The sequence below is a fragment of the Streptomyces klenkii genome (genome assembly GCF_003626645.1).
Taxonomy (GTDB): Bacteria; Actinomycetota; Actinomycetes; order Streptomycetales; family Streptomycetaceae; genus Streptomyces; species Streptomyces klenkii.
The window spans coordinates 201,569-214,661 of sequence record NZ_RBAM01000009.1 but is presented as its reverse complement, the minus strand read 5'-3'; the positions used below and the strand labels follow the sequence as shown (position 1 = coordinate 214,661).

Below are 13,093 nucleotides of genomic sequence, written 5' to 3'. Positions count from 1 at the left end.
CCTTCCTACGTGATCACGGAGGAACCATGACTTCTTCATCTGTTGCCGCTTCATCAGTTGCCGCGGACCTGTCCATCGCTTACGGCGGCACCGCCACCGCGGACGGCTGGGACGACGTCCTGGCCCGGTACACGCACCACGTCTCCGCGTCCCCGGACGCGCCCGCCGTCGAGGACGGCGAACTGGCCTGGACCTACGCCGAACTGGACGCCCTCGCCGGCCGGACGGCCGACGCGCTGCGCGACCGGGTGCGGCCCGGCGACCTCGTCGCCGTCTGCCTGGACCGCTCCGCCGCTCTCGTCGCCACGGCCGTCGCCGTGGCCCGGCTCGGCGCCGTCTACCTCCCGCTCGGGCCGCGCCCCGGCGAGCGGCGGCTGGCCGCGGTGGCGGACGGGCTGCGCGTCGCCTGCCTGATCGGCGCGCCGGACGCGCTGCCCGAGGCGTACGCGGGTGCCGAGCGGCTGCCGCTGCCGCTGCCCGCCGAGGGCGCCAACGCGCGCGGCGGGGCCGTCGCGGCGTTCCCCGCCGCCGCCCCGGGCGCCGGACGGCCCGCCGTTCCCGGCGGCACGTTCTACGCGGTGCTCACGTCCGGCTCGACCGGCGTGCCCAAGGCCGTCGCGGTGCCGGGCACCGCGCTCGCCGCCCGGCTGCGCTGGTACGCGGCGCGCACCGCCGCCCGCCCCGGCGACCGGCACAGCCTGCTCGTCGGCGTCTCCTTCGACCCGCACGTCCTGGAGCTGTGGGCCGCCCTGACCTCCGGCGCGGCCCTCGCCGTCCCCCCGGACGACGTGCGCTGGGATCCCGAGGTCCTCACCGCGTGGTGGCGGCGGGCGGGCGTGAGCGTGGCCATCCTGCCCACGCCCCTGGCCGAGATCGTCCTCGAACGCCCCTGGCCGGACCTTCCGGCGCTGCGTCACCTCAGCATCGGCGGCGACCGGCTGCGCCGCCGGCCCGGGCCGGACGTCACCGCCCGCGTGGACAACGCGTACGGGCCGGCCGAGGCCGCCGTCGTGGCGACCGCCCACGGTCTCACCGGCTCCGGCGGCGACGCGCCCGGCACTCCCCCGCCGATCGGCACGCCCGCCGACGGCACCGTCGTGTGCGTCACCGGCCCCGGCGGGCACGTCGTGCCGCGCGGCGAGCCGGGCGAGCTGCGGATCGGCGGCGCGGGCCTCGCGACCGGCTACCTGGACGAGGCCCTCACCGCCCGCCGCTTCGTCGCCCCGCCCCCGGAGCTGACCGGTAGCACCGGGCGCGTGTACCGCACCGGGGACCGGGTGCGGATGCGGACGGACGGCGTCCTGGAGTTCCTCGGCCGCCTGGACGGCCAGGTGAAGGTGCGCGGCGCGCGCATCGAGCCGGCCGAGACGGAGGCCGCGTTCGAGGACGACCCGCGCGTCCTGCGGGCCGTCGTCGCGGCGGAGTCCTCCGCCGGGGGCGACGTCCGGCTGATCGCGTTCGTCCGGCTCGCACCGGACGCGGGCGCCGTGCCGGCGGCGGAGCTGCTGGAGGCGGTGCGCGGCCGGCTGCCCGAGCAGGCGGTGCCGTCGGCGCTGCGCTACGTGGAGACGTTCCCGCTGGACGCCAACGGCAAGGTGGACCGGGCGGGACTGCTGGCGGCTGCGCCCGGCTCTGCGGCGGCGGGAGCGGGGGCGGGTGCGGGTGCCGCGGCGGCTTCGGGAGCAGGTACGGGCGCGGGTACGGACACGGACACGGAGCGGATCGTCGTGGAGCTGTGCCGCGGCCTCCTCGGCCGCCCCGAGACCGGCCCCGGCGACAACTTCCTCGCCTCGGGCGGCGATTCCCTGACGGCGGCCCGGCTGCTGACCGCGCTGGAGGAACGCTTCGGAGTCCGTCTCCGGGCACCCCAGCTCCTGCGCCAGCCGGACCTGCGCGGCTTGGCGGCGCTGGTGGACTCCCGGCGGGAGGACGGCGCGGCGGCGACGGCGGGCGCGCCGAAAGCGGCAAGCGCCGCTGACCACACCGCTGTTCCCGCCGCCCCCGGAGGCGTCCTGGGCCGCATCCTCGCGCACGCCGCCGCGGACCCCTCGGCCCTCGCCGTGACCGACGGCGAACTCACCCTCACCTACGGGGAACTGGCCGCCGCCGCCCGCCGGCTGGCGGGCGCCCTGCAAGCCCGCGGTGTCGGACGCGGCACGCCGGTGGGGCTGCTGCTGCCGCATTCGGTGGGCGTCGTCGTCGCGAAGGCGGCCGTCTGGTGGGCCGGCGGCCACTACGTACCGCTGGACGCCGCGTACCCGCGCACCCGTACCGAGGCGATGCTCGCCGACGCCGGCGTCTCCCTCGTCGTCGGCGAGAAGGACCTGCTCGAAGCCGCGGGCATACCGGCCGTCCGCACGCTCGCCCTGACCGCGGGCGGGCTCGCCGGATGCTGCGGACCCGACACCGCCGAGGGCGACTTACCGGAGCCGCCCGCCTACGACCCCGGCGCGACGGCGTACGTGATGTACACCTCCGGCTCGACCGGCCGCCCCAAGGGCGTGGCGATCACCCACCGCGGCATCGCGGGGCTGACCGCCGACCCGGACTTCCTGACGGTCACCCCGCGGGACCGGGTGCTGTTCCACTCGGCGCTGACCTTCGACGGCTCGCCGTTCGAGCTGTGGGTGGCCCTGGCCAACGGCGCGGCCGCGGCCGTCTCCACCGGGGGACGGCAGTCGCTGGAGAGCCTGGCGCGGGACGTGGAGCGGCTGGGTGCCACCGTGGCGTTCCTGACGACGGCGCTCTTCCACCACTTGGCGGCGCGCCGCTCGCAGGTCTTCTCCGTACTGCGCTCGGTGATCGTGGGCGGTGAGGCCCTGTCGGCGCGGCACGCGCGCGCGGTCCTGCGCGCCCACCCGTGGCTGGAACTGGTCAACGGCTACGGGCCGACCGAGACCACGTCGTTCGCCACGGCCCACCGCGTACGGGACGACGCGGACTGCGACGCCCCGCCACCGATCGGGCGCCCCTTGGCCGGGGCGACGGCGCACGTCCTGGACGAGCACGGCCAGGCGGTGCCCGCCGGCACGCGCGGTGAGCTGTGGGTCGGCGGCCCCCGCCTCGCGGCGGGCTACCTCGGCCAGGAGGCCCTGACGGCGGAGCGCTTCGTCGCGCACCCCTCGGCGGGGCGGCTGTACCGCACGGGCGACGTCGTGTCGGCGCGCCCGGACGGGACGCTGGACTTCCACGGCCGCGTGGACGACCAGGTCAAGGTCCGCGGCTTCCGGATCGAGCCGGGCGAGATCGAGCACGCCCTGCGCGACCACCCGCGCGTGGCGGACGCCGCCGTGACCGTCGTACGGGCCGGCGAGGACGACGCGCGCCTGGTCGCTTTCGTTGTGCCCGACGGCGAAGGGCAGCCCGCGGTGGCGGCCCTTCGCGACCACCTGGCCGGCCGGCTGCCGGCGCACCTGCTGCCCAACACGTGGTCCGTGGTCGGCGCGCTGCCGCTGACGGGCAACGGCAAGGTGGACCGCCGGGCCCTCGCGGCGCGGCCGGTGCCCGGTCCGCCGCGGTCCGCGGGCGCGCCCGGGCCCGTACGCCGTGAGCTGACGCCGCTTCAGCGGGCGGTCGCGGACGCCTGGGGCCGGGCGCTGGAGTGCGAGGTCGGCGACCCGGACGCCGACTTCCTGGCCCTGGGCGGGCATTCGCTGCTCGCGCTGGGCGTCGTGGACGACCTGCGCGAGGACCTCGGCGTGGAGCTGACGCCGGCCGCGTTCTTCGCGGCGCCCACGGTGGCGGGACAGGCGGCCCTCGTCGAGGAGGCGCTGGCGGAGGCGTACGGCGGGGAGACGTGCGGCGCGGAGCCGGACGCCGAGCGGATCGGGGCGGGAGAGTGAGCGGGACGATGAGCGGGACAGTGAGCGGGGCAGTGAGCGGGGCAGTGAGCAGCGGTACGGCTTCGGAGGCCGCCCGGCAGGAGGCGCTGCTACGGCTCGCCCGCCGCCGCAGCGCGGATGCCCGGGCGGCCCGCCGGCAGGAGCGTCCGGTGCCTGCCGCGGACGACGACGGCACCGCGCCGCTGTCCCACGCCCAGCACCGGATGTGGCTGATGGAGCGCCTGGGGCAGGACGGCACGGTCTACAACGTGCCGTTCGCGACCCGGGTGCGCGGCCCCTTCGACGCGGAGGCGTTCGGCCGGGCCCTCGCCGGCCTGGTGCGCCGCCACGACGTCCTGCGGACGCGCTACGGGCAGCGGGACGGCGAGCCGTACCAGGAGGTGACGGCGGCGCGGCGGATTCCGGTCCGTACGGTGGACGCCGCCGCCGGGGACGCCGCGCGCAAGGTGCTCGGCGAGGAGGCGGCCCGCGGTTTCGACCTCGCGGCCGGCCCCGTACTGCGGGCCCTGCACGTCCGGCACGCCGAGAACGATCACACGCTCATGCTGACCTTCCATCACATCGCGGTGGACGGCGGCTCCCTGGACGTGATCGCCCGCGAGCTCGGCGACCGCTACCGCGCGGAGCTGGAGGGGCGCGACGCGGAACGTGACGGGGATCGCGTCGCGGAACGCCACGCGGAACCGGAGCACGCCGCGCCGCGGTACGCGGACTTCGCCCGGCGGGAGCAGGCCGGTTCGGCCGCGCTCGACGAGGGCCTCGCCTACTGGACCGCGCGGCTCGCGGGCGCCCGCCCCGTCCCCCTGCCCCGGGACGGCGCGGAGCCCGGCGGCCGGGGCGAAGCGCGGGTGCTGTCCGTTCCGCTGGAGCCCGGCGCGGCCGAGGGGCTGCGAGCGGCGGGCCGCGCGCACCGGGCGACGCTGTTCACGGTCGTGCTGTCCGCGGCGTTCGCGGCGCTCCTGGAGGTGACCGGCGAGGACGACCTCGTCATCGGCTGCGCCAGCAGCCACCGCGACACGGCGGGCGCGCGCGACCTGGTGGGCCTGTGCGTGAACACCCTCCCGGTCCGGCCGGACCTCGCCGGGGCCGCGGACACGGGCACACTGCTCGCGCGCGTGCGGGACGCGCTCCTGGAGGCGCAGCGCCACCGCCACGTCCCGTTCGACCTCATGGTCGAACGCCTCGGCGCCACGGCCGCCCGCGACGCCGGCGGCAGCCCGTTGGTGGGCGTCACGGCGGACGTCCTGTCCCCGCCGCCCGCCCTGCGGCTGGCCGGGGCGCACTGCGAGCCCGTCGATGTCGAACTGAACGGCGCCAAGTTCGGCCTGGGCCTCTACCTGGAGGAGGGCACGGCCGGGAGCGCCCCGCGCTGCCTGGTCCGCTACGACCGCGCGGGCTTGGGCGAAGGGCCGGCGGGCCGCCTGCTGTCCGCCTTCGCGGAGGCGCTGAGGTCGCTGGCGGCGGGCGAGAGCCGCCCGCTGCGTACGGGTGGCGGTCGGGTCCCGGAGCCGGACGGGGTTCCTGCGCCCGACGGGCACCTCCCCGCCTCCACCACCGCCGTCGTGGACGTCTTCGCCGAGCTGCTCGGCGAGCGACCGGGCCCCGACGGGGACTTCTTCCTGCTCGGTGGGCACTCTCTCCTCGCTGTCCGGGTCGCCGAGCGGCTCCGGGAGCGGCTGCGGGTGCCGCTGACGGGGCTCGACGTCCTGGAACAGCGCACCCCGCGCGCCCTGGGGGCACTGCTGGACGAGCGGGAACGGACACGGACGCAGGCCCAGCGGCAGCGCCCGGCGGCCCGTACGTCCACCGGGGCCGCGCGGCCCTCCGCCGCCGGCACGGTCCTCGTCACGGGCGGGACCGGCGGCGTCGGGGCGTTCGTGTTGCAGGAGCTGGCGGCCCGCGGCCGGCAGGTCCGGGCGCTCGTACGGCCCGAGTCGGCGCACTTGGTGGCCGCCGACGGGGTGGAGGTGGCCGAGGGCGACCTGGCCGACACGGACAGCCTGCGCGCGGCGGTCACGGACGAGGTGACCGCGATCATCCACGCGGCCTGCACGTTCACCTCACCGGAGGTGGATGTCGCGGCGATGCGCGCCCTGCTGGCCGGCTGGCGTCGCGGCTCGTTCGTCTTCGTCAGCAGCGTGGACGCGTACGGGCGGCCGTCGGTGGCCGACGTCGCCGAGGACACCGCGCCGGAGGAGCCGCTCACCGCGTACGGGCGGGCGAAGCTCGACTGCGAGCGGATGCTGTGGGAGGCAGCAGCCACGGCGGGCCGGGGCGGGGCCGCCGCGGTCCGCGCCCCGATCGTGTGGGGCCCGCACCCCCGGCTGCGCGACCAGCTGCGCTGGGGGGCGACGGGCGCGCTCTACCAGGCGGCCCGCGCCGGAGAACCGGTCGTCCTGCCCGCGGCAGGCGCCGTCCCCGCCTCCGGCGACCCGTGGTGCGGCGCCCCCTGGATCCACGCCGCGGCCCTGGCCCGAACCCTGGTGACGTGCGCCGAACACCCCCCGCACGGCACGGCCAACGCCATCGGCGGCCACGTCGGCTGGGAAGAGCTCGCCACCGAACTGATCCGCCTCCTGGACAGCCCCAGCACCACCACCCCCGGCGGCCCCGCCCCCGGCCTCCTCCACCGCCACCACTACCGCGCCGAGGCCCTGGCCGAGGACCTGGTGCCCCGCCCGGGCGAGGACTGGCGCTCAGCGATCGCCGCAATGCTGGCACTCTGACCGCACGCACGCCGGAAAACCGTCGGGCCACCAGGACATCGCCCTGGTGGCCCGACGGTATTACGTGCACCCACCGTGAACAACGACGAAGCCCACCAAACGTCACGCCCCGAACCCGGGCGTGGCCTGAAAGTGCTGATGGGTGGTGGGGGCTTCGCGTAGCATCCGTTGGTCTCGCACGTATGCGAACAAACGTTGCAGCGCTCGGTTCGGCCGGGACCGCTGCTGTTCAGGGGGAAGGAACCTCGATGACGTCGTCCCGCTTCGCGCGTCGCCTCGCCGGTGCCGCGGCCGCCGCGCTCGTGATCGGTGCGGGTGCGCTCGCCACCGCGCCGGCCGCTGCCGCCAAGGCCAATCTCCTGGTGATCGGGAAGGTGGCGCTCCACGAGCCCGGCCTCCAGGTGGACGTCACGTACTCATGCGACCCGGGCATGAACCACCAGCTGGTGGCCAACGCGGCCAAGCTGAGCTCGAACGAGCACGACGAGTCCGTCGCCGCCGGGACGATCAAGGTCGACAAGCTCACCTGCGACTACGCGAGCCACGCCGCCCGGGTGGCCCTGCGCCCCGCCGTCGGCTCGCACTTCGCGAAGGGGGACCGGGTGAAGGTCACGGTCTTCTACTTCGACGACGAGGGGTTCAGCTACGCCCGCCAGGAGACCGTCGCGGGGCTGTGACGGGGGCTGTGACCGGGGCGGCAGCCGGGCAGGCGACCAGGTGCAGCCGACACGGGACAGACATACGAGTATTGGCCACGCTCCGGACGCCGAGTCACTAGCCTGTGCCCGGTGGCAGCAAGCGAGACAGATCACGACGGCCGTCCCCCGCGCAGCCCTGCCCGCCGGCGGCCGAGCCTGGACGCGGACCTCGACCGGCTCGGGGAGCAGCTGGCCGAGTTCGCCCGCGCCCAGGAGCGGATGCGGGGCTTATTGGAGGCCATACTCACGATCAGCGGGGAGCTGGAGCTCCCCGTGGTGCTCCGCCGCATCGTGACGACGGCGATGGAGCTCGTGGGCGCGCGCTACGGCGCCCTCGGGGTGCTGGACGAGGAGGGCACCAAGCTCGCCGAGTTCATCCCCGTGGGCCTGCACCGCGAGGAGGAGGAACGGCTGACCGGGGTGGCGCTCCCGCACGGCGAGGGCCTGCTCGGACTGCTCATCTCCGACCCGCGCCCGCTGCGCGTGGACAGCATCGCCGACCACCCGCAGGCGGCTCAGTTCCCGCCGGGGCACCCGCCGATGCGTTCGCTGCTCGGCGTCGCCATCACCGTACGGGGCAGGGTCTACGGGAACCTCTACCTCACCGACCGGCAGTGCGGCGGCTCCTTCGACGCCGACGACGAGTCCGTGGTGGTCGCGCTGGCCGGCGCGGCCGGTGTCGCCATCGAGAACGCCCGCCTCTACGGCCGCGTCCGCTCCGGCGCGGAGCAGTTCCAGCGGCTGCTCCTGCCGAGCCTGCCCGACCTCTCCCCCTTCGACGCCTGGGCGGTATACCAGCCCGCCGCGGACCCGGCGCTGCTGGGCGGCGACTGGTACGACGCGATGGTGCTGCCCGACGACACCCGCGTGATGATCGTCGGGGACGTGCTCGGCCACGACGTGCGGGCCGCCGCCACCATGGCCCAGATCCGCAACATGCTGCGTGCGCTCGCGTACGACTCGGACGCCCTGCCCAGCGAGCTGCTGAGCCGCCTGGACCGCACCCTGGAGGCGGTCGCCGAGCCGACGATGGCGACCGCCTGCCTGGTCCGCCTCGTGCCCCGTGGGGACGCGTGGTCCCTGGTCTGGAGCAGCGCGGGGCATCCCCCGCCCCTGGTGGTGACCGCGGACGGCGCGACGCGCTTCCTCGACGCGGAGCCCGACGTGCCGATCGGCGTCGACGCCCGGTTCGCGCGCCACGACCACCGCTACACGCTGCCCGCGGGGGCCACGGTCCTGATGTTCACCGACGGGCTGGTGGAGCACCCCGGCCACGGCCTGGACGAGGGCCTGCGCGCCATCGCCGAGGTCGCCGCGGCCCACGCGGGGGCTCCGCTCGACGTCCTCGGCCGGGCCGTGGCCGAGGCCCGCCCCAGCGACGGCCACGACGACCTGGCCCTGCTCGTCCTGCGGGCCCCGGAAACGGGGTGAGCGCTGCCGTGTAAGGGCGGCCCTCAGGAGGAGGGGGTGCGTGACCGGTCCGCCATGGCTCCCCAGAACTCGCGCAGTTCACGGGCCGTCATGAACTGCCACGGCGCCTTCCTGCGCGTCCAGGACAAGGGGTTGAAGTAGCTCCTCCAGCGATAGCGGCGCAGGAGCGCCTGCTGCTGCCGGCAGAAGACCTCCCGCACTTCGGCCCGCGGCTGCACGCCCATGGCGGGGTAGGGGCACAGCTCGAAGGGGCAGTCGCGGCAGGCGCTTTCCGAGCGGCAGGCACTTCCCGGTGTCGCGTCCCCGGCCATGCCCACGGTCCGCCCGGGCCGGAGCGTACGCCGGTACTTGGCGAGACAGGGCGGCAGATCGGTGCGGTCCGCGCGCTCCAGGCACGCCTCCAGTTCGTCCGGCTGCTGCGAGTCCCGTTCGGTGAGGTTGCGCAGCAGGAAGACGTCGCCGAGCAGCCGCTGGGCGCGCGGGTGCAGGTTGCTCCAGCCCACCGACGGCGGAATCCAGAGGCGGTGCTTGCGGTGGAGCCCGGCATCGGCGGAGGACGATCCGATCGTGTTCATGACGCCGATCTCGTCGATCCAGACGAATCGCTCGGGGTTGCCGCTCTCCAGGGCGAAGACGGCGAGGCTGGCGGCCTCCGCGACGAACGGGTGCACGCGATCGCCCTTACGGGTCCGGTCCCCCGGGTGCAGGGCACGCGGGTCCTGTTTGCTGCCCGCCAGAGCCAGCCAGCGCTTCACCGCCTTCGTCGGATCGGTCTTCCGCGCCGGTCGGCCGGTTCCGGACCAACCGGTTCCGGAATCGCCGTGGGGGGATTCTTCCGTGGGCTCCGGAAGCTCCCACAGGCACAGGGCCTGGATGAGCGTCATCTGCGAGTACCAGTAGCGGGCCTGGGCCAGCATGATCTCCGCCTGGGCGACCAGGAACTCCCGCGCTTCCTGATTGTTCTGCGGGTGCTGCCGTCTCCGGTTGGCCGCACTGATGAACCCCTGGGCCAGGGCGATCTCCAGTGAGATCGGCAGGTCCGCCCCGTGCGGGCGGCCGTGCTCCGGTTGCAGGTGGCGGAGCCAGAGCTGGAGCCTCTCCTTCGCCTGCTCCCTGTGCTTCCTGCTCACCGATCCGACCACCATGGGCACGAGCCAGGCCCGCATGACGAACTTCCGCCAGATCTCCAGCCGCTGCTCATCCCCTGCCGCGGCGGCCTCCTTGGCCTGTTTCTCGTAGGCGTCGCCCAGTACGCCGGCCCGTCTGACGAGGTTCTCGCGGGTCCAGCGCTCCGCGTTCAGCTGCTCGCGGAGTTCCTTCTCGTACTGCCGCCAGGGGTCGTCCCTGCCGCGTTCGTCGTCCCGGGGCAGAGGGAACATGGTCCGCAGGGCATCGAAGGCCTCGTCCCCGCCGGCGCCGATCTCCTGTGCGACGGCCAGCCTGATCTGATACGAGGGCTCGACGGTGGCGATGGTGAAGAACTGCTCGTAGGCCGGGCACTCGACCGCCCGCAGGACTTCCCCGAACCGGTGCACCAGGCGTTCCTTCGCCTCTTCGATCGTCCTGCGGTCGCCGGCCGTGATGTCCGTCCACCGCTCGCGAAGCGTCCCGGCGATGCGACGGTGGCGGGCGGCTCCTGCGGCCCTGTCGATGTCGAGTGCGACGGCGTACATGTCGAGGGCCTTGGTGTCCTTACGGGCGCCGGCCGCTTCGATGAGCTGCTCGACGACGGCATCCTGCGGACCGGGTTGCTGCGACCGGGAGTCCAGGCCCAGCCCTATGAGGAGTTCGCGGCCGGGGCCCGCATCCTTGCCCAGCGCGTCGGCCAGCAGCGCGCACTCCTTGACGTCGAGGTATGCGGAGCCCAGGTACGCCTGGAGGATGCTGTGCTGGAAACGGACCTTCTCTCCCCGGGTTTCGATCAGCCCCAGTTGCTCTCCCTGCGTCACGCACAGCGCTAGGAGCTCGCGCTGCCTCTGCCTGTCGATCCTGTCGCCGCTGCATCCCTCGCCGAGCCGTTCCATGAGCCGGTTCAGCAGGTCCGGTTGCCTCCTCAGATCGCCGATCCGGACCTCCAGCTGATCGTGCAGGAGTCCGATCCCGGCCAGCGCGGAGACGAGCTCGATGACCTTTTCACGGTCGCCCGGGGCCAGCGCCACTTCGCCGCGGATGCGCCCGGTGACCAGCGCCTCCCGCCATTCGTCGAGCAGGCGCCGCTGCGTCGCCGTCCGGTCGCCGTCGCGCGGGTTCAGCACCGCCCAGCACTCGGTGTCGGTCGCGGCATCTCGCGGGGGGTGCTCCGCCAGCTCACGCGCGATCCGCAGGTACAGCGGGGACTCGGCCGCGCCCGCCGCCTCGGCGACGCGGTTCATGCGGAGGCAGTCGTGGTCCGGCCGGTCCTCCCGCAGGTACTCCAGCGCCGCCTCTTCGCTCAGCGGCTCCAGGTCGACGACCGCGGCCCGGGTGTGCTCCAGCGGTGCGTGCGGGCGGGAGGCGATGATGAGGGGAAGCTTCTGCTGCTCCGCCCGCTCGATCGCCCTGCGGATGAGCACGTCCCGCTGCTTCTGCTTCCTGCCGTCGGCGAAGGTCTCCTCCAGGCCGTCGGCGAGGACGACGGCCTTGTCGTCCATGCACAGCTGGCGCCACACCCTCTCGCTGTGCCGGTCGGAGAGCACATTGCGGTCCGCCATCTCGCCGAAGCGCTTCATGGCCACTTCGCGGAAGTCGAGCCGTCCCGCGTCCATATCGACGTCCCGCAGTCTTATCGGGACGGGGACGGCCCCCTTCTCGGCGAGCATCTGGGTGAGCTGCACGAGGACCGTCGTCTTCCCGGCGCCCACGCCGCCCACGAGCAGGTACGGGCGTCTGGTGCGCTTGTCCCGCAGCGCCCGTGCGATGACCCGGCACATCTCCTGGCGCCCGACGACCTCCGCGATGGCCGGTCCGGCCGTCGGCACCATGCCGCGCGGGTCCTTCCTGGCCGCCCGGACGAGAGTCCTGCGCACGGCGCCGTAGGTCGCGTAGAAGAAGACGAGCGTGGCAAGACTGAGGCTCAGGAACGGGGTGAGGAATCCGTAGACCACGGTGCAGCCGGTGCCGGTCTCCCGGCACCACTTCTCCATGGGAGAGGCCCGGCTCGCGAGGATCGCGTAGACGCCGAAGCCGACGTAGACCAGGAGGATCAGCGTGCCGAGGTAGGGGAGGTACCGCTTGGGCGACCCCCTCGTCCACCACCGCTGGGCCGGTGCGACCTTGCTCCGGGCGGCCAGCCGGACCCGCACCGAACGGACGCGGCGCCCGACGGCATCGGCCGCGTGGGACACGAACCGCCGCGGCCGGACCAGGAGCGGAGCCCTCCGGGGTGCGACCTTGCCTTGAGGATGCTTGATCACGTAATTCATGGACGTCAACCCGTGATGGACGAAAACCCGACGTAAACCCGTGCTCGTCAGCCCGTTCCGTCGCGTCGCCCCTTCATCATGACCATCCTCATCATGACCATCCCGCCGTCACCGCCGCGTGACCGTCGCGTGATGCCCGCCGATGCGGGGCGCGGCCGGACGGAGGCCGGCCACCAGGCCGAGCAGGCCGGGTGTCGGGCTCAGGCCGAGCTCACTGCGCAGGAGTGCCTGGTAGCTCCGGAAGGCGCGGAGCGCCTCGGACTGGTTGCCTTCGGCGAGGTGGGCCTTGATCAGGGCCGCGTGGGCGCTCTCCCGGAGCGGTTCGGCGCGCACGGCCGCGCCGGCGGCCGACACCGCGTGGGCGTAACGCCGCGCCCCGGCGAAGTGGTGCGCGAGCGCTTCGAGGGCGTGCAGCCGCAGCTGCCGCCACTCCTCCGCTTCGCGGAGCGCCCAGTCGTCGCACCAGCCCGGCAGGAGGTCCTGCGAGAGACCGTCGATCTCCCCGGTGCCGAGGCTCCTCGTTTCCGTGGCGTCCAGCAGCTCCCGGGCGAGGGCGCGGAACTCGTGCAGGTCGACCGTCACGCCCCCGGCGAGGGCGAGCTCAACGGGGCCGATGTCGAGGGCCCGGCAGCAGCCCGCGCCGCGCAGCCGGGCGAGCGCCGAGCGCAGCGACGCGTGCGCCCGGGCCTCGGACGCGCCGGGCCAGAGGTTCTCCGCGACGTCACTGCGCGCGACCGGTCCGGAGCGAAGGGCTACGTAGGCCAGCAGGCGTTCGGAGCCCGCGGGAATCCGCACGCAACCGCCACCGGCTCCGGCCAGGCGGAATCCACCGAGCAGGGCCATGCGGAGGGTGGCGCCTTCATCTGATGACGGCACTTTCCCATCGTGCGGTGGGCGTCCGGGGGTGTCGAATCGAAGACCCGGGGGTGCCGAACCAAAGCCCCAGGGGGTGCCGAACCGAAATCCGGGGAGGGTGTCGAACCGAAGAAAAGCCC

General features: G+C 74.6%; 6 protein-coding genes. 4 read left to right on the top strand and 2 right to left on the bottom strand.

Annotated features, from left to right (window positions below; all coding sequences use genetic code 11):
• Positions 1-26 precede the first annotated feature (26 nt).
• The 4 genes from D7231_RS37705 (at position 27) to D7231_RS22705 (ending at position 8,697) form a co-directional block, all read left to right on the top strand.
• Positions 27-3,842, top strand: a complete 3,816-nt coding sequence (locus D7231_RS37705) for an amino acid adenylation domain-containing protein (protein WP_241999864.1) — start codon at positions 27-29, stop codon at positions 3,840-3,842.
• Positions 3,843-3,886: 44 nt separating this feature from the next.
• Positions 3,887-6,568, top strand: a complete 2,682-nt coding sequence (locus D7231_RS22715) for a condensation domain-containing protein (protein WP_120757351.1) — start codon at positions 3,887-3,889, stop codon at positions 6,566-6,568.
• A 248-nt stretch (positions 6,569-6,816) separates the two neighbouring features.
• Complete coding sequence (locus D7231_RS22710) at positions 6,817-7,245, top strand: hypothetical protein (protein ID WP_120757350.1); 429 nt, start codon at positions 6,817-6,819, stop codon at positions 7,243-7,245.
• A gap of 177 nt (positions 7,246-7,422) precedes the next feature.
• A complete protein-coding gene (locus D7231_RS22705; protein WP_391472968.1) occupies positions 7,423-8,697 on the top strand; it encodes a PP2C family protein-serine/threonine phosphatase in 1,275 nt (424 codons plus the stop codon).
• A gap of 23 nt (positions 8,698-8,720) precedes the next feature.
• Here D7231_RS22705 and D7231_RS22700 read toward each other — a convergent pair whose 3' ends face one another.
• Positions 8,721-12,089: an NACHT domain-containing protein gene (locus tag D7231_RS22700; protein ID WP_158673800.1), complete on the bottom strand. Its 3,369-nt coding sequence runs from the start codon at positions 12,087-12,089 to the stop codon at positions 8,721-8,723.
• A gap of 117 nt (positions 12,090-12,206) precedes the next feature.
• Positions 12,207-12,974 (bottom strand): AfsR/SARP family transcriptional regulator, encoded by a 768-nt coding sequence (locus D7231_RS22695; RefSeq protein ID WP_241999862.1) that lies wholly within the window; start codon positions 12,972-12,974, stop codon positions 12,207-12,209.
• Positions 12,975-13,093 lie beyond the last annotated feature (119 nt).

Bases quoted from the DNA above. Each gene is read 5' to 3' on its own strand.
- D7231_RS37705 (WP_241999864.1), top strand. From the start codon at position 27: ATGACTTCTTCATCTGTTGCCGCTTCATCAGTTGCCGCGGACCTGTCC.
- D7231_RS22710 (WP_120757350.1), top strand. From the start codon at position 6,817: ATGACGTCGTCCCGCTTCGCGCGTCGCCTCGCCGGTGCCGCGGCCGCC.